We start from the raw sequence: 18,017 nt of genomic DNA on the forward strand, positions 1-18,017 counted from the left end.
CCTGGCTGGTCGGGGCGGGGAGACTCGAACTCCCGATCTCCTGCCCCCAAAGCAGGCGCGCTAGCCACTACGCTACGCCCCGCGTGGCGGCCTCGATCCTACGGGACGGCGAGGCACGGTCCGACCGCCCCGCCCGCGGCTCGGGCAAGGCGCGCGGCGCGCACGGATCGGGCCGGTCCGCTCCTGTGGAATCATGGTCACCGCGGTCCGCCGCACGCGGGTGTAGCTCAATGGCAGAGCCCCAGCCTTCCAAGCTGGCCATGCCGGTTCGATCCCGGTCACCCGCTCCGCTCGATGGCCCTGTCCCCGCCGGCGAAGCCGGCCAGGACGGGGCCATCGTCGCTCCGCGGGTGGACGGGATCGGGAGGAACCCGACGCACCACCCACGACCCACCGCGCCGAAGGCGCCCCCTGGTCGTCCCCTGTGCCCCACCGAGACGGACCCGGTCACCCGCCCCAGGAACCACGTGCGACCGTTCCCGGCACCGCGAGCGCGCCCACCCACCGCGACCCAGAACCGCGTGCCACCGTTCCCGGCACCCGTGAAGGGTGGAGAAGTCCACCAAGTAGCAGCGAAGGCCCCCTCCATCGCGATCCAGCAGACTGGGCGGGTGCCGGACCAGACGCCTCGAGCTCGCGCTCGGCTCGTGGTGGCGTACGGCGTGCGGCCGGCGCACGAGCTGCTGCGCGAGGCGGCCGGGCGGTTCCACGGGGTCCCGCCGACCACGATCGTGCTCGGCCACGAGTGCCCGCGGTGCGGCAGCGACGAGCACGGCCGCCCGCTCCTGCTGCCCACGGCCGCCGTCCGCGCTCCGGCGCACGTGAGCCTCGCCCGCGCCGGCGACCTGTCGGTCGTCGCCCTCACCGATGTCGGCCCCGTCGGCGTCGACATCGAGGCCGTGGGCGCCGCCGCCTTCCCGGGCTTCGACGACGTCGCCCGCCACCCCGACGAGCGCGGCACGGACGCGACGGCCTCCTGGGTGCGCACGGAGGCCCTGCTCAAGGCGCACGGCTTCGGGCTCGCCGTCGACCCGCGAGACATCTCCATCGACGCAGACGGTTCGGTCACGTGGGACTCGCCGCACGAGGCGCCCGGGCCGGCGTGGCTGCGCGACCTCGAGGTGCCAGGCCACGTGGTCGCCGTCGTCGCACTCCCGGAGCAGGACGTCACGGGGATGTCCGTCGTCGTGGAGCCGGCGTCGGACAGCCCGTCGGCCTGAGATCAGCCGGAAGCCGGTGGGAGCGCCGGCAGGGCGCGCTGGCGGAGCCAGCCGTCGAACAGGTCGGAGAGCGGAACGCCCGCCACCCGCACCGCGAGCGACTCGAACATCTCGCTGCTGACCGAGCCGTAGCGGTGCCGCTCGACCCACGTGCGCAGGAGCGTGAAGAACGTGTCGTCGCCGATCGTCAGCCGCAGCGAGTGCAGCAGGAGGGCACCTCGCTTGTAGACGCGGTCGTCGAACATGAGGTCGGGCCCCGGGTCGCCGAGCAGGAGGTCCTGCGGCTTCGCAGCCAGCCTGGCCCAGTGGTCGCGGGCTCGCCCATCGGCGGAGCGACCTCCCGACTCCTCGGACCACAGCCACTCGCAGTAGCAGGCGAATCCCTCGTGCAGCCAGATGTCGCGCCAGGACGACGCGGTGACGGCGTTGCCGAACCACTGGTGCGACAGCTCGTGCGCCACGAGGCGGACGTTGTCCCAGTCGTCGGTCAGGAAGTTCGACCCGAAGGTCGACATCCCTTGCGCCTCCAGCGGTATGTCCAGCTCGTCCTCGGTGATCACCACGGTGTAGCCGGCGAACGGGTACGGGCCGAACGTGCGGGCGTAGAAGTCGAGCATGGCCGGCTGGTCGCCGAAGGCGGAGTCGTACTGGCGCAGGAGCCGCTGCGGGAGCACGGCCGTCATCGGGACGGACGAGCCCTCCACCCGGTGGGCCACGTAGCGGCCGATCTGCACCGTCGCGAGGTACGTCGCCATCGGCTCGTGCTGCTCGTAGACCCACCTGGTCGTGCTGGCCGAGCGCCACCGGCTGGTGCACATTCCGTTGGCGACCACGTGGTATGCGTTGGGCGCCGTCAGCTCGATGCGGTAGGTCGCCTTGTCGTCCGGGCGGTCGTTGCACGGGAACCACGAGGGCGCGCCGTTGGTCTGGCCCGCGACGAGGACTCCGTCGGCGAGCTCCTCCCAGCCGCACTCGTCGTCGCCGTCGGGCACGGGCTTCGGCTGTCCGCCGTAGCTCACGACGACGCGGAACCCCTCCGCCGCCTTGATCGGGCGCCGCGGCACCACGACCAGGTGGTCGGCGCGGGCGGTGTACCGGGCAGCGCCGCCGTCGACCGTCACCTTCGTGACGCGGAGCCCGGAGAGGTCGAGCCGCAGCTGACGCAGGTCCACGACCGCCTCGGCCGTCAGCGCCGCCTTGCCGCGGAGGTGGTTGGTGTCGACGTCGTACGACAGCGTGAGGTCGTAGTGCGACACCGCGTACGAACGGTCCCCACGATGCGGGAAGTACTCCGGCGCCTTCACTCGTCTCCTCGGACGTCGACCTGCTGCCACGGACCGATCGGGTTGCCGATCCACCGCGTCTTGTCGGGCACGAACTCCCCGCGCATCACCAGCGACACCGGCCCGACCGTGGCATGCCGCCCGAGCGTGGCCGCGGGAAGGATGACGCTGTTGGGGCCGAGGGTCGAGCCGGTCCGCAGCGTGACCGTGTCCATGCTGAGCACGCGGTCGTGGAACAGGTGCGTCTGCACCACGCAGCCCTGGTTGACGGTGGCTCCTGCCTGGAGGTTGATGAGGTCTGCCTCGGGGAGCCAATAGGTCTCGCACCACACCCCTCGTCCGATCCTCGCACCCAGCGAGCGCAGCCAGAGGTTGAGGACCGGCGTACCCGTCGCGGGCCGGGCGAACCACGGTGCAGCCACGGCCTCGACGAAGGTGTCCGCCAGCTCGTTGCGCCACACGAACGAGCTCCAGAGAGGGTGGTCGCCGACACGGAGCCGACCGACGAGGACCCACTTGGCCAGCGTCGTCACCGAGGCAGCAGCCGTCGCGGCCGCGATGACGACGAGCCCGCTCAGCAGCGCCGCCGTCCACCAGCCGTACGCCGAGGCGAGCGCGATCTGGGCGACCACGACGCCGAGCCCGACCGCGACTCCGACCATCACGGGGACGAGCCGGCACAGCTCGACCAGGACGCGCGCGACCTTCAGGCGCGACGGCGGGTCGTAGGTGCGGCTCCGGTCGGCCTTCTGCTCGACCCTGCGCAGCTTGGTCGGGGGGCTGCCGAGCCACGAGGTGCCGCTCTTGGCCTTCGTCCGGCGTGGCGCCGCGGACAGCACGGCGACGAGCCCGCGCTTGGGCACCTTGCGGCCGGGGGCTGCCATCCCGGAGTTGCCCACGAACGCGTGCTTCCCGATCTCGACGTGCTCCACCCGCAGCCAGCCGCCGCCGAGCTCGTACCCGCCGAGGAGCGTGTCGTCGGCGAGGAAGGCCCCCTCGCGCACCGCGGTCAGCTTGGGGATGAGAAGGACGGTCGAAGCCTCGACGCCCGGCCCGACGCTCGCACCCAACGAGCGCAGCCAGGCCGGCGTGAGCGAGCTCGAGTAGAGCGGGAACAGCCACGTCCGCGCCTCGTCGAGCGCACGCAGGGTCGCCCACGCCTGCCAGGCCCTCAGCCCGTGCACCGGATGCGCCCCCGGCACGAGCCCGACCCCGAGCAGCCGCACGACGAGCCAGATGAGCAGGGCCAGGACCAGGAGGGCGACGACCGTCGCGACCGGCAGCCAGAGCATCGCGCGCAGCGCGGCCGCCCCCACCGATCCGGCACCGGTCAGCTGCGGTGCGACGACGGCGAGGGCAGCGACGGTGGCGACGCCGGGGAGCGCAGCGATGACGACCGCGATCCCGGTGTAGGCGACCACCCACACCGGGCGGTTGCGCGGGCGCTCGTCCCACGGGCCGCGTGCCGCCTTGCGCAGCCGCGCAGGCGCGCCGGCCCACATCTCCCCCGCCGGCACGACGTCGAAGACCGCCGACCCCGGCGCGATCTCCGCGCCGGCGCCGATGACCGCACCGGGAGCGAGCGTGCTGCGCATGCCGATCCGCGCGTCGGGCCCGATCTCGATGGCGCCGACACGCAGCAGGTCGCCGTCGAGCCAGTGGCCCGAGAGGTCGACCTCGGGCTCGACCGAGCACCCGTCGCCGAGCACGAGGTGGCCGGTGACGGGCGGGATCGAGTGGAGGTCGACGTGCCGACCGACGCGCACCCCGAGCAGCCGCGCGTAGAGCCGCATGAGCGTTGCTCCGGCGAGGTTCGCTGCACCGAGCTCCTCCGCCAGCCGCTCGGCGAACCACACCCGCAGGTGCACGGGACCACCGCGCGGATAGGTGCCCGGGCCGATGCCTGCGAGCACCAGCCGCGCACCGGCAGCGGTCAGCAGCATGCGGCCGGGAGCCGACACCAGCAGGAGCCAGGCGACGACGATGACGGGCCACGGCGCCGTGGGCAGCCAGCCGACGCCGAGCCACTGCGACGCAGCCGTGGTGCCGAACGCGACCCACGTGAGCCAGCGCAGACCGGTGATCGCGCGGAGCGGAAGGGTGAGCAGGACCTGCACGATCTGCGATCCACGGGACACCGGGTGCACCGTGCGGTCGACGTACGCCGCCGGGGTGGCCAGCTCGTCGAGCGCCAGGGCGAGGTCGCCGATCCGAGGGTGGTCGTAGACCTCGGCGACCGTGACCTCGGGGTACGTCGCGCGCAGCCGCGAGACGAGCTGCGCGGCCGCGAGGCTGCCGCCCCCGAGGTCGAAGAAGTCGTCCTCGGTGCTGGTCACCGTCGCCCCGAGGATGTCGGCCCAGATGTCCTGCAGCTGCCCGGCGGTGCCCTCGAGGCGCGTCGTCTCGGTCGTGTCGACGCTCGCGAGCGGCCACGGAAGCGCGTCGCGGTCGATCTTGCCGGAGGTGCGCGTCGGCAGCGTCTCGACCTGCGCGAGCCGAGGGACGAGCGCTGCCGGCATCGTGGCGCGCAGCGTGGCCAGGGAGGCCGCGGCGTCGAACTCCTCGGTGGTCGCGAGGTAGCCCACGAGCAGCGCGTTGCCCGAGCCGGTACGCCGTACTGCCGCCGCCGCACCCGTGACTCCCGGGAGCGCCAGCAGCGCGCTGTCGATCTCTCCGAGCTCGATCCGCCGACCGCCGACCTTCACCTGGTCGTCGGCTCGTCCGAGGAAGAGCAGCCCCTCCTCCTCGTAGCGGACGAGATCCCCGCTGCGGTAGGCGCGCTCCCAGCCGAGGGTCGGCATGGGGGCGTACTTCTCCGCGTCCTTCTCGGGATCGAGGTACCGCGCCAGGCCGACGCCGCCGATGATCAGCTCGCCCGTGCCACCCGGCTCGACCTGGACGCCTGCCTCGTCGACCACGGCGAGGTCCCAGCCGTCGAGCGGCAGCCCGATCCGCACCGGCGGCTCACCGGTGAGGCGGGCGCCGCAGGCCACGACCGTCGCCTCGGTGGGCCCGTACGTGTTCCAGACCTCGCGGTCGTCCTCGACGAGCCGGGCGGCCAGCTCGGGAGGGCAGGCTTCGCCGCCGAGGATCAGCAGCCGCACCGCGGCGAGCGCGTCGGGCGGCCACAGCGCCACCAGCGTGGGCACCGTCGACACCACGGTGACGTCGTTGGCGACCAGCCACGGCCCGAGCTCCATGCCGCTGCGCACGAGCGACCGCGGCGCCGGCACGAGGCACGCGCCGTACGCCCACGCGAGCCACATCTCCTCGCACGACGCGTCGAACGCCACCGAGAGGCCCGCCATCACGCGGTCGCCGGGCCCGAGCGGCTCCTCCTGCAGGAACAGCCTCGACTCGGCGTCGACGAACGCCGCTGCGCTGCGGTGCGACACCGCCACGCCCTTCGGCGCACCCGTCGAGCCCGACGTGAAGATCACCCAGGCGTCGTCCGCCGTGGTCGGCGCCGTGCCCTCGGCGCGCGGCGGCTTGGTACGGCGCACGGTCAGCTCGAGATCGTCGGTCAGCACGGCGGCGACGTCCGCCTCGCCGAACACGGTGCGTGCACGCTCGTCGGGATCGTCGGCATCTACCGGGACGTACGCCGCTCCGGCCAGCAGCGTGCCCGCGATGGCGACGTAGAGGTCGGTCGTGCCCGAGCGGATCCGGACGCCCACCTTGTCGCCCGGCCCCACGCCGGCGGCGTGCAGCCCGGCTGCCACCTCCTCGGCGGCGTCGACGAACTCCTCGTAGGTCAGCACCTGGGCGCCGTTGTCGATGGCCGGCTCGTCGGGGTAGTCCGCCGCCGTCCGCCTCAGCACATCGACGAGGGTCCGCGGCGCGGCCGCCAGCGGTCCCCGCAGCAGAGTCATACGGGCAGTCTCGCGGATGGCGCAGCGCGGCACGACGACGACTCACCCGTCGACCGTCCGAGGACGCATCGCTCCGCGGGCACGTGCAGGACGCCTCGGACGTCGTACGTCTGTGCGCGCCCCCTTCCTCCCCCTCGCCCTGGCGGCGGCAGCCGTGCTGCTCGCAGGCTGCTCCGGCACCGACCCGGTCGATGGTGCGAGCACCCCGGCGTCGTCGGCTCTGCCGAGCAGCAGCGACCCCGCCGGCACCACGTCGGCGTCGCCCTCCCCCTCGTCGCCGCGGCCCACGAGCGCCGGGGCTGACGCGGCGCTCCTCGAGGCAGCGCGATCAGGTGACGTCGCCGGCATCCGCAGCGCGCTCGCCGACGGCGCAGACGTCGAGGCGGAGGACGACCTCGGCCGCACCGCGCTGGTGCGCGCGGCGTACGGCAACCACGTCGAGGCCGCCCGCGTGCTCGTGCGCGCGGACGCGGATGCCAACCACCTCGACGCGAGCACCCAGAGCCCGTACCTCATCGCCACGAGCGAGGTCGGTGACGACCCCCGCCTGCTCGATCTCCTCCTCGCGCACGGCGCCGACGTGCGCGCCAAGGACAGCTACAACGGCACGGGCCTGATCCGCGCAGCGGACCGCGGCTTCCCCGTGATCGTCGGCCGACTCCTCGACGCCGGTGTCGAGATCGACCACGTCAACCGGCTGGGGTGGACGGCGCTGCACGAGGCGGTGGTCCTCGGCGACGGGTCGCGCCGCTACCAGCAGGTGGTGCAGCTGCTCGTCGACGCCGGCGCCGATCCGCTGCTGCCCACCCAGCGCGATGGAATCCGCCCGCGCGCCCACGCGCAGCAGCGCGGATACACGAGGATCGACGCGATCCTCAAGGAGGCCTCGGTGGGACTCACTGCGAACGACCGCCTGCTGCAGCATGCGGGCGCCGGCAGCGTCGTGGCTGCCGAGGCCGCCCTCGCCGACGGCGCCGACCTCGAGGCCCGCGACTCGAAGGGGCGCACCGCGCTGCTCCTCGCCGCGACGGAGGACCGCGTCCCGATGGCGGAGATGCTGGTCGCCCGCGGCGCCGACGTCGACGCCCTCGACGGCCGGCACGACACCCCGTTCCTCGTCACCGGCGTCACGGGGAGCGTCGCGATGCTGAAGGCGCTGCTGCCGGGCCGCCCCGACACCACGATCCGCAACCGCTACGGCGGTGTCGCGGTGATCCCGGCGTCGGAGCGAGGCCACGTGGAGTACGTCGAGGCGGTGCTCGCCCTCACCGACATCGACGTGGACCACGTCAACGACCTGGGCTGGACCGCGCTGCTGGAGGCGGTGATCCTCGGGGACGGCGGGCCGCGCCATCAGGCGGTGGTGCGCGCGCTCCTGGCCGCCGGTGCCGACCGGTCGATCGCCGACCGCGACGGCGTCACCGCGCTCGAGCACGCCGAGCGGCGCGGCCAGGATGCGGTCGCGGCCCTGCTCCAGGGGTGAGCACCGACCCGAGTCACCGGCCGGTGCGTCGTACGCCGACACCCGGATGACCCCTTCACCCCGTCCCGCACGTGATAACCGGGCGGTTCATCTGGCGTTAACAGAGCGTGGCCACGATTCACTCGTTCGGGCGGACAATCTCGTCGTCCCCCTCACGCTCCGCGCACATTGCCAGGTACGGTGACCCTCACGTGCGTTGCGGACACGACGCGTCTCTCGGCCGCGGGGGCGGTAGCCGGGGACAGTTCGGCTCGTCGTGGACGGAGGCCGGCCCAGTGGGGGCCGGCTGATCGGGGACACAAAGGGGAACCGCTTCATGAAGACTCGAGCATGGGTCGCCGGCCTGACCGGTGCAACCCTCGTCGCCACCCTCGGAGTCGTCACGTTGGGGAGCCTGCCGGCCGCCAACGCGACGGGCGAGGTCGAGGGCGGCACCATCACGCTCTCGACCGTGTACGGAAACCCCGGCAGCGGCACCGCTGTGTTCACCGCGCCGAGCGGCAGCACCGCGACGCCCAAGACCGAGACGCTCGGTCGCGGCAGCCGCTGCGCGCTCACGCAGTCCGGCTCGGACGTCATCAACTTCGCCTCGTCGCCGTCGGGTGCCGACGGCACGCCCGGCTTCGGCTACGGCGCCGTGGGCGTCAGCTCGCTCAACAAGCGCTCGGGCAACGCGTGCACGCAGGTCAACTCCGACGTCGACAACTCCGGCACCGACGAGTCCCTGACCGTCCTCCTGAACGGCACCGCCACCAAGTCGGTCTTCGGCCCGGGCAAGGCGTACAACGCCCAGCTCGACCTCGAGATCAAGGGCAACGCCACCCTCGTCATCACCACCGCCAACGCCGGCACGCCAGGCCGCACCTACACGGTGTACTCGGGCACGGCCGCCACCGGCATCACGCCGTCGGCGACCGAGATCGTCTGCAACAGCGGCACGTCCGACACCGGCCCCGACTCGACCTCCGGCGACAACTGCCAGGTCCGGTTCGGCGCCGCCTCGGTCGCGGCCACGGTCCCGGCCGACTTCTTCACCAGCCTCACCATTGAGGCCCTGGCCGGCTCGTTCTCGCTCGAGGGCGGCAGCGACTGGGGCACCGCCGCGGCGGCCAACCGCACCGTGTTCAAGCTCGCCGCGGTGCCGGACGGTCTCATCAACTGCCCGCTCGACAACCACGCCGAGAAGCTCGACTCGTCGTACGCCAACTGGGGCATCGAGGTCGACCGGATGGTCAACGGGGACGGGACCCCCTGCATCGCCCTCCCGTACGCACTCGTCACGGACGGCACGTCGGCGACGTTCCTCAAGCCGATCGACCAGCAGCTGACGGCGCAGTTCGCGCTCACGCTCAAGCACCTGGTGACCACCACCAACCCGCTCCCGATCGTGCAGTACGACTGGGAGGACGGCAACGGCCCGAGGGACCTGGCCAAGTGCGGCCCGGCCTACTACAACGGCGTCCAGGGCGGCAACGGCAGCGAGACCGACCTTGCGCTCATCACGGCCGGCAACCCGCCGCTGATCGACTACAACGCGCTCAAGGCGAACGTGGCCGATGCCAGCACGGTGACCGGCTACCAGCACGCCTGCGTCTACGCGCAGACCTCGGTGACGTTCGACGACGGCCGGATCCTGGCCATCGACTACGTCTACCTCACGGGCGACATCAAGTTCACGACCCGCTAGACCGCTCGACGAGGGGGCGGAGTCGGCTTCGGTCGGCTCCGCCCTCTCGCTGTCTGCGCGGGCGCCGGCGGAGGGCACGCCCAGCGGAGCGGCTCAGGCGTCGAGGACGCCGAGCTGCTGGAGCACGGCGGCAGCATCCGCGCCTGCTGCTCGCGCGGCCTCGGGATCCCCGGATTGCGCCAGCACGTCAGCCTGCAGGCGCAGCAGCTGCGCGCGCTCGAACGGCAGCGAGTACTGGTCGGCCAGTGCGACACCGGCGGCCGCCTCGGCGAGGGCGTCGTCGTACCGGCCCTGGGCGCTGTGCGCGCGGGCGCGCTCGAGGTTGATGCGAGGCTGCAGCGCCACACCCTCGCCCGTCGCCGAGCCCGCGTTCGACTCCAGCAGCGTCAGCGCGTCCTCGGTGCGGCCCTGGCGCGTGAGCGCCTCGACCCGCACCAGCGCCGCCTCGAGGGCGCTCACCTTCTGGCCGAGGGCCACGAGCTCGAGCTCGGCGTCCTGCGCGTGCCTCTCGGCGCCCTCGACGTCACCGCGACCGAGCAGGACCCGGGCCCGGTGCACCTCGCCGTACGCCGCGAAGGCGGGGACGCCCGACACCCGCAGCACCCGGACCGCGTCGGTGAGGACGAAGTCGGCCTCGTCGAAGCGGCGCTGGCTGGCCAGCACCTCGCCGAGGCTGAGGGCGACGATCGCCGCCCCGACGACGTCGCCCACCTCCTGGGCCGCGGCACGGCCGGCGGCGAAGGACTCGACCGCCTCGTCCCACCTGCCTGCGTAGTAGGCGAAGCCGCCGAGGTTCCCATGCGCGGCGAAGGCCCGGAGGCTGTTGCCGCGCGCGTCCATGACCGTGAGCGCCTCGCGGGTGCGTTCGCCGACCGAGGTGTCGCCGAGCTGGAACGCCGCGACGTCCATCGTGAGCAGCGCCTGCTCGAGCGCCTCGAACTCCCCGGTCTCGCGGGCCTCGTCGAGCAGCGTCTCGGCGATGGCCAGCGCGTCCTGCAGCCGCTCCTGCTCGAGGCGGATGCCCGCGCGCACGGACCGCAGCCGCACTCGGGCGCGCCGGGCGTCGAGGGCGGTCTCGCCGTCGAGCAGCTTCTCGGCCTTGCTCAGCTCGGCCAGTGCCGGGCCGAACGCCCCCGACCGCTGACGCACCTGCGCCCGCTGGCGCAGCAGCGTGGCGCTCATCAACGGGTCGGACTGCGACAGGCGCAGCGCGAGGCGGAACGCGTCGAGCGACTGCTCGTACATCCCGGCGAGGTCGCGCACCTCGCCGAGCCGGCGGTAGAGGTCGCGCTTGTCGAGGTCGGGCACCTCGGCGACCCGCCGGCCGGCGTCCAGCGCCCGCTCGTAGAGGACGGCCGCGTCGGCGTTGGCGTACGCGCGTGCCGCGCGGTCGCCCGCGAGGCGCGAGTAGCGCCAGGTGGCGGCGTCGTCGCCACCGCGCCAGAAGTGCAGCGAGAGAGTGTCGGAGTCGGCCTCGAGATCCTCGGACAGCTTCTCCACAGCGCGACCGGCGGCCGCGTGCAGCTTCGCGCGCAGCCGGTAGGCGAGCCCCTCGTACGCGGCGTCGCGGATCATGCCGTTGCGGAAGCGCAGCCGCCCGCTGCCGTCGGGCTCAAGGAAGCTCTCGAGCCGCGACAGCGTCGCGGCGTCGACCACGAGCTCGTCGCTGCGGATCGTCTCGTTCAGGACCTCGGTGCGGAACGAGCGGCCGAGGACCGACGCGTAGCGCAGGATCCGGCGCGAGTGCGGGTCGAGGGCGTCGATCTGCGCGTCGAGCGCCGAGTGGAGGTTCTCGGGGACGGAGTCGAGCGACCCGACCTCCTGGAACACACGAGTGATCTCCTCGACGAAGAGCGGGTTGCCACCCGCCCGCCGCACGACCTCGTCGATCTCGTGCGGGCGCATGGGGGTCGCCGCGGTGGCCGCGATGACGAGGCGTCGGATCACGTCGTCGTCGAGAGGCTCGAGGTCGACGCGCTCGCCGGCCGGGTCGAAGCCGCCCTCGTCGCGCCGGGTGACGAGCAGCGCCCAGGGGCGGCGCGGCGCCTCTGCGGCGAACCGCGCGAGCACGTGCGCCGACGCGGCGTCCGCCCAGTGCCCCTCCTCGACCCGCAGCAGCAGCGGCCCGGGGAAGGTCGTCTCGACGAGGCGCAGGATGAGGTCGGCGATGCGGTCGGGGCGGAACCGCGGCTCGATCGCCCGCACCTCGGGCGTCTCGGGCATCGAGACCGTCACGACGTCGCCGAGGAGCGGCGCGAACGACAGCAGCTCCGGCGCGAGCCGGCGCACACCCGCGCGGACGGCGTCGGCCATCTCGTCGTGCGTGCCGCGCTCGACGTCGAGCAGCGCGCGCACCGGGTCGCGCAGGACGCGGTACGGCGCGGTGGCGCCGTACGGCTCGGCGCGGACGGTGATCGTGCGGACGTCGAACCCGGCCAGCGCCTCGGCCACGACACGGGTCTTGCCCGTGCCCGTGCCGCCGCTCACGACCACCACCCCGCCGTCGCCCATGAGCATGCGCCCGACGTTCGACCGGATCGCATCGAGCTCGGCGTCGCGACCGAGGAGCGGCAGGGAGGTGCCCGCACCCGTGCCGCGTGTGCCGGTCTCCTCGCCGACCGAGTGCACGGGGACGGGGACCGTCTTGCCCTTCATGGGGAACGGACCGGCCGGAGTGGTGGCGAAGAGGGTGCGCGACCGCTCGAGGACCGTGGGGTGCGCGAAGAGGACGCCGTGCGGCGCCTTGCCCATGATGCGCGCCGCGGTGTTGGTGGTGTCGCCCATCGCGGAGTACGCCGCCCGGTCGACCGTCCCCACCTCGGCCGCGAAGACGTGCCCGCGGTTGACGCCGATCTGCAGCGGGAGCGGCGTTCCTACGTCGAGCACCCGGCGCATCGCACGCAGCATCCGGCCCTCGTCGTCCTCGCTGGAGTAGGGCACGCCGGATCCCATGAAGAGCTTGCCGCCGTCGCTGTCGAGGTCGGTCGCGAGCAGCGTGACGCCCTCGTCGTTCATCGCCCGCATGAACACCGACACCGTGCCGTCGAGCGCCTCGGCCACGGCCTCGGGGCCCGGGCCGGACAGCAGCGCGTCGGTGCCGCTGAACCGGGCGAACGCGATGGTGGCGATCTTGTGCTCGGGGTCGGGCACGCGCTCGCCGAGGTAGTCGCCGAGGGCCTGCGGGAAGAGGGCGCGGAGACGGTCGCCGTCGACGGTCGGGACCGGGTCGGGGGCGCGGAGCGGCGGCGCGACCGAGCGCCAGCGCAGCAGCAGCGCGCCGTCGTCACGCGGCCGGGTCGCGCCCCGTGGCAGCCGGGCGGCGGTGTCCGGCGTCACCACGATCTCGCCGGCGTTCGCGAGCTTCTCGGCGTCCGCGGTGGCGGTGGCGGCGGGGCCGAGGATGAGCAGCTCGCGGGTGGGCGCACCGACGAGGAAGAAGTCGACCGGGCCGGAGTGGATGCCCACCGACATGCGCAGCTTCAGCCGGCCGACCGAGGTCGGGATCGACGACGCGTCACGCAGCGCGATCCGCATGTCGACGGCAGCGGCGCAGGCGCGAACCGCGTGGTCGTCGCCCCGGAAGGTGAACAGCAGCGCGTCGCCGCCGAACTTCAGCAGCTCGCCGCCACGTGCCCCGGCCTGGGTGAGCATGCCGCCGAAGACGCGGTTGAGGGTCTCGATCAGCTCCTCGGCGCCGATGCGACCACGACGGGCGAGGCGCTCGGTGAGGGCGGTGAACCCGGAGATGTCGGCGAAGACGAGGGTGGCGTCGACGTTCTGCCAGGAAGCACCGGGCGCCGCGTCGTCCCACTCGAGGGCGATCCGGGGCACGTGGCGTCGCAGGTCGGTCACGACCTATCCCTCCTCCCGCCCGGCGCGCCATGTGCGTCTGACCGCCGCCCCGCGGTCCCGCACGCTCACCGTAGGGGGTGAGGTGGGCCCGTGAGACGCGTTGTCTCAGGTCGTGGACCTCTTCGGGCGCGGACGGCGCTGCCCCGGGAGCCGCTGGCAGCCGGGGCACCAGTACAGGCGGCGGCCCTGCACGTCCTGCGCGGCGACGGGCACTCCGCAGCGCAGGCACGCGCGGCCCTGCCGGCGGTACACGTACACGCCGGTGCTGCGCCGCAGCCGCCGGATCTGCGGGGAGTCCTCGCCGCCGTCGAGCTCTGGGTCGTCGGCCGCCGGCCGGTCGGCGTCGAGCTCGGCCATCGCGTCCATGTCGCCGGGGTCGAGCGTGACGATGCGCCCACGGCGTACGCCGTCGTTCATGAGCAGGACGAGGTCGGCCCACATCGCGTCGAGCACGGCCGGCCGCAGCAGGCGTCCCTCGAGGAACGGCGAGACGCCGTGCCGGTAGAGCAGCTCGGCGCGGTAGATGTTGCCGACGCCCGAGAGCACCGCCTGGTCCATCAGCAACGTGCCGACGGTCGCCCGGCTGCCCAGGATCCGTGCCTTGGCGCGCTCGGGTTCCGCGTCGGCGCGGAGCGGGTCGGGCCCGAGACGCGCGACGATCGCCTCCCGCCCGAGGGGCCCGACGAGGTCGCAGGCCGTCGGTCCGCGCAGGTCGGCGTACCAGGTGGGGCTCTCGAGCCGCCAGCGGACGGCGCCGCGCGGCTCGGGCGCGGGCGACTTCGCCTTCTGCATCGTGCCGTAGAGGCCGAGGTGCACGTGCACGACCTCGCCGCCCTCGAAGCTCACGAAGAGGTGCTTGCCGTACGCCTCGGCCTCCTCGAGGACGCGGCCGGTGAGGATCTGCGCCCCGGAGTCGAACCGCCCCTGCGGGCTGGAGGACGCGACGACGTCACCGGCGAACGTCCGGTGCAGGCCACGGGCGAGCCGGTGGAGGCTGTGGCCCTCGGGCACCGGCGTCGCACCTCGTCTCGCGTTACGGTCGTGGCATGGGCAAGGAGAAGCGTGCACCGTCGCGCGGCGACGAGCATCCCGACGACCGGGCGCTCGACCGCCTCGCCGACCGCGGACCGTCGCGGGTCGGGGTGGACGGTGCGCTGCGCGCGCGGGACGTCTCGCGCCCGAGCCGGGCTCAGGTGGCCGCGGCCCAGAAGACGGTGAAGCCCCGGACGGGCCCGCCCATCACCTAGAACGAGCCGGTGGCCTCGTACGTCGCGAGCAGGTCGATGCGGCGCTGGTGGCGCGCGTCGCCGCTGAACGGGGTGGCGAGGAACGCGTCCACGATGGCGAGCGCGGCCGCCTCCTCGTGCTGGCGGGCGCCGATGCCCATGACGTTGGCGTCGTTGTGCTGGCGCGCGAGCTCGGCGATCTCGACCGACCAGACCAGCGCCGCGCGCACGCCCGCCACCTTGTTGGCCGCGATCTGCTCGCCGTTGCCCGACCCGCCGATCACGATGCCGAGGCTGCCCGGGTCGTCGACGACGGCCTGGGCCGCCGCGACGCAGAACGGCGGGTAGTCGTCGAGGGCGTCGTACGCGTGGGCACCGTGGTCGACCACGTCGTGGCCCGCGGACCGCAGGTGGTCGGCGAGGACGGCCTTGAGCTCGAATCCGGCATGGTCGGCACCCAGGTGTACGCGCATGAGCCGATCGTGCCAGCCCGCCGACGTCAGTCGAGGACCGGCCCCTGGTCGCGGCTGCGTGTGATCCCGGAGATCGCGGGTGCGCCGGCGCCCTGGCGCGACCGCAGGATCCGGACAGATCGGGCGTCCCGACCGGCGAACCTGCGGCGTAGGGGCGGGGTCGGCAGGAGGTGCACGGGTGCAGCGGCCCACCCGTGCGAGGATGTCCCGATCGACGGCGAGGCCGCCGTGCCCCGGGGGCGCCGGCAGCCTCGTCGTCCGCGCGACGGGTGACCGTCGCTCTGGGGCAGGTGCGGAAGGACGGTCCGGTGACGGCCACGAACATCACGCGCGCTGAGGCGGCCGAGCGGTCGACGCTCGTCGCGGTGCAGGGGTACGACGTCGTGCTCGATCTCGCCTCGGCGACGACCAGCGCGGGCACGTTCACGAGCAGCACCACCGTGCGCTTCACGGCCACGCCGGGCGCCTCGACCTGGATCGACATCATCGCGCCGACCGTGCGCCGAGCCGTCCTCAACGGGGTCGACCTCGACGTCGCCGCGTTCACGGGCACCCGCCTCCCGCTCACCGGCCTGGCCGCCGACAACCTCCTCGTCGTCGACGCCGACTGCGCCTACATGCGCACCGGCGAGGGGCTGCACCGGTTCGTCGACCCGGTCGACGGAGGCGTCTACCTCTACTCCCAGTTCGAGGTGGCCGACGCGCGCCGGATGTACGCCTGCTTCGACCAGCCCGATCTCAAGGGCACGTTCTCGCTCACGGTCACCGCCCCGTCGGAGTGGCAGGTCGTCTCCAACTCCCCCACGCCTCTGCCTGTCGACGTCGGTGGCGGCCTCGCCCGCTGGGCGTTCGGCGCGACGCCGCGGATCTCGCCGTACATCACGGCGCTGGTCGCGGGGCCGTACCACGTGGTGCGCGACGAGTACGTCGGGCCGCACGGCACCTACCCGCTCGGTGTGTTCTGCCGCGCGAGCCTCGCCGAGCACCTCGACGCCGACGTCGTCCTGCTCGAGACCAAGCAGGGCTTCGAGTTCTTCGAGTCGCAGTTCCAGACGCCGTACCCCTTCGAGAAGTACGACCAGCTCTTCGTGCCGGAGTTCAACGCGGGCGCGATGGAGAACGCGGGCTGCGTGACGATCCTGGAGGACTACGTCTTCCGCTCGCGCGTCACCGACTACTACTTCGAGCAGCGCGCCAACACGATCCTGCACGAGCTCGCGCACATGTGGTTCGGCGACCTCGTGACGATGACGTGGTGGGACGACCTCTGGCTCAACGAGTCGTTCGCCGAGTGGGCGGCTCACTGGGCGAACGTCAACGCCACCCGCTATCGCGACGCGTGGACGACGTTCCTGATCCAGCGCAAGGGCTGGGCGTACCGCCAGGCGCAGCTGTCCTCGACGCACCCGATCGCGGCCGACATGGTCGACCTCGAGGCGGTCGAGGTGAACTTCGACGGCATCACCTACGCCCAGGGCGCGGCCTCGCTGCGCCAGCTCGTCGCGTGGGTCGGCGAGAAGGAGTTCCTCGAGGGGCTCACGTCGTACTTCACCAAGCACGCGTGGGGCAACACCCGGCTCGCCGACCTGCTGACCGAGCTCGAGGCATCGAGCGGGCGAGACCTCTCCGGCTGGACGACGGCGTGGCTCGAGACCGCCGGCGTCAACCTGCTGCGCCCCGAGGTGGTCGTGGCCGAGGACGGCACGTACGCGTCGGTCGCCGTCCTGCAGGAGCCGCCGTCGAGCCCGCCCGGCCTGCACCCCGTGCTGCGCCCCCACCGCATCGCCGTCGGCCTCTACGAGCGGACCCCCGACGGCCTGCAGCGCCTGAAGCGCCTCGAGATCGACGTCGTCGGCGAGCGCACCGAGGTGGAGGAGCTGCGCGGCGTCGCGCAGCCCGACCTGCTGCTGCTCAACGACGACGACCTGACCTTCGCCAAGATCCGGCTCGACGACCACTCGCTGCGGACCGCCGTCGAGTCGTTCGACCAGCTGCGCGAGCCGATGCCCCGCGCCCTGGTGTGGGCCGCGGCGTGGGACATGCTCCGCGATGCCGAGATGCCGATGCGCGACTGGCTGGCGCTGCTGGAGTCGGGCCTGCCGACAGAGCGCGACATGAGCATCACGCACACGCTGCTCTCGCAGACCAAGGCCGCCATCGAGCAGTTCTCCGAGCCGAGCCGCCGCGAGCAGTACCGCGACCGCTGGGCGGCCCTGACGCTGCGGCTGCTCGACGAGTCCGCCGATGGGTCCGACCTTCAGCTGGCGTACGCCCGCGCCTTCGCCGCGACGGCGCGCACCGCCGAGCACATCGCGCTGCTGCGCGGCTGGCTCAGCGAGGGCTCGGCGCCGTCCGGACTCGCGATCGACACCGACCTCCGGTGGACGCTGCTCCAGCGCCTGCTCGCCCTCGGCGCGGCCGACCCGGCGGAGATCGACGCCGAGCTGACGCGCGACAACACCGCGAGCGGGCACCGGCAGGCCGCGACCGCCCGGGCGCTGGTGCCGACCATGGCGGCCAAGGAGGAGGCGTTCCGCGCAGCCGTCGAGAGCGACGAGCTGCCCAACGCGCTGCTCACCGCGACCGTCATGGGCTTCGCCTCGGCGGATGCCCGCGAGCTGCACCGGGCGTTCCTCGACCGCTACTTCGACGCGATCCCCACTGTGTGGGCCGACCGCACGAACGAGACCGCGCAGACGATCGTCATGGGCTTCTACCCCGCGCAGATCGTCGAGCAGGAGACGCTCGACCTGACCGACCGCTTCCTCGCGCGGGACGATGTCCCCGCCGGTGCGCGCAGGCTCGTCCGCGAGGGCCGCGACGGCATCGAGCGCTCCCTGCGCTGCCAGGCCCGCGACGCCTCCTGAACCCCTGACTACACCCGCCGAGGACAGAAGTCCGCCCCTGAGGGGGCGCGAGGG

The 18,017-nt window shown here is 73.3% G+C and carries 10 protein-coding genes and 2 tRNA genes; 6 read left to right on the plus strand and 6 right to left on the minus strand.

What is annotated here, in order from left to right; genetic code table 11:
* Window positions 1-6 precede the first annotated feature (6 nt).
* Window positions 7-82 (minus strand) — tRNA-Pro (locus tag ACFQGU_RS14630).
* Between the two features lie 134 nt (window positions 83-216).
* Between ACFQGU_RS14630 and ACFQGU_RS14635 the strand changes: the two genes are divergently transcribed.
* Window positions 217-287, plus strand: a tRNA-Gly gene (locus tag ACFQGU_RS14635).
* Window positions 288-611: 324 nt separating this feature from the next.
* A complete protein-coding gene (locus ACFQGU_RS14640) occupies window positions 612-1,220 on the plus strand; it encodes a 4'-phosphopantetheinyl transferase family protein (protein WP_386767909.1) in 609 nt (202 codons plus the stop codon).
* A 2-nt stretch (window positions 1,221-1,222) separates the two neighbouring features.
* On the opposite strand, the gene ACFQGU_RS14645 is transcribed toward ACFQGU_RS14640, so the two are convergent.
* Both ACFQGU_RS14645 and ACFQGU_RS14650 read right to left on the minus strand, forming a co-directional pair.
* Window positions 1,223-2,524: a M1 family metallopeptidase gene (locus ACFQGU_RS14645; protein ID WP_386767911.1), complete on the minus strand. Its 1,302-nt coding sequence runs from the start codon at window positions 2,522-2,524 to the stop codon at window positions 1,223-1,225.
* A complete protein-coding gene (locus tag ACFQGU_RS14650) occupies window positions 2,521-6,375 on the minus strand; it encodes a Pls/PosA family non-ribosomal peptide synthetase (protein WP_386767913.1) in 3,855 nt (1,284 codons plus the stop codon). The genes ACFQGU_RS14645 and ACFQGU_RS14650 overlap by 4 nt, the downstream gene beginning before the upstream one ends.
* 112 nt (window positions 6,376-6,487) lie before the next feature.
* Here ACFQGU_RS14650 and ACFQGU_RS14655 point away from each other — a divergent pair, with 112 nt between their 5' ends.
* Complete coding sequence (locus tag ACFQGU_RS14655) at window positions 6,488-7,858, plus strand: ankyrin repeat domain-containing protein (protein ID WP_386767915.1); 1,371 nt, start codon at window positions 6,488-6,490, stop codon at window positions 7,856-7,858.
* Window positions 7,859-8,174: 316 nt separating this feature from the next.
* Window positions 8,175-9,545 carry a hypothetical protein gene (locus ACFQGU_RS14660; protein ID WP_386767917.1) on the plus strand — a complete coding sequence of 457 codons (1,371 nt, stop codon included), beginning with the start codon at window positions 8,175-8,177 and terminating at the stop codon, window positions 9,543-9,545.
* A 93-nt stretch (window positions 9,546-9,638) separates the two neighbouring features.
* Here the strand turns inward: ACFQGU_RS14660 and ACFQGU_RS14665 are convergent, their stop codons facing one another.
* Together ACFQGU_RS14665 and ACFQGU_RS14670 are read right to left on the minus strand one after the other, a co-directional pair.
* Complete coding sequence (locus ACFQGU_RS14665; RefSeq protein ID WP_386767918.1) at window positions 9,639-13,397, minus strand: adenylate/guanylate cyclase domain-containing protein; 3,759 nt, start codon at window positions 13,395-13,397, stop codon at window positions 9,639-9,641.
* A gap of 105 nt (window positions 13,398-13,502) precedes the next feature.
* Complete coding sequence (locus ACFQGU_RS14670) at window positions 13,503-14,408, minus strand: Fpg/Nei family DNA glycosylase (protein WP_386767920.1); 906 nt, start codon at window positions 14,406-14,408, stop codon at window positions 13,503-13,505.
* A 35-nt stretch (window positions 14,409-14,443) separates the two neighbouring features.
* Here ACFQGU_RS14670 and ACFQGU_RS14675 point away from each other — a divergent pair, with 35 nt between their 5' ends.
* Window positions 14,444-14,644 carry a hypothetical protein gene (locus tag ACFQGU_RS14675; RefSeq protein ID WP_386767922.1) on the plus strand — a complete coding sequence of 67 codons (201 nt, stop codon included), beginning with the start codon at window positions 14,444-14,446 and terminating at the stop codon, window positions 14,642-14,644.
* On the opposite strand, the gene ACFQGU_RS14680 is transcribed toward ACFQGU_RS14675, so the two are convergent.
* Window positions 14,641-15,096, minus strand: coding sequence for a ribose-5-phosphate isomerase (locus ACFQGU_RS14680; protein ID WP_386767924.1), 456 nt, complete (start codon window positions 15,094-15,096; stop codon window positions 14,641-14,643). The genes ACFQGU_RS14675 and ACFQGU_RS14680 overlap by 4 nt on opposite strands.
* A 308-nt stretch (window positions 15,097-15,404) precedes the next feature.
* Between ACFQGU_RS14680 and pepN the strand changes: the two genes are divergently transcribed.
* Entirely contained in the window at window positions 15,405-17,963 is a 2,559-nt protein-coding gene (gene pepN / locus ACFQGU_RS14685) for an aminopeptidase N (protein ID WP_386767926.1), read from the plus strand.
* Window positions 17,964-18,017 lie beyond the last annotated feature (54 nt).

The sequence above is a fragment of the Longivirga aurantiaca genome (genome assembly GCF_042660085.1).
Taxonomy (GTDB): domain Bacteria; phylum Actinomycetota; class Actinomycetes; order S36-B12; family CAIYMF01; genus Longivirga; species Longivirga aurantiaca.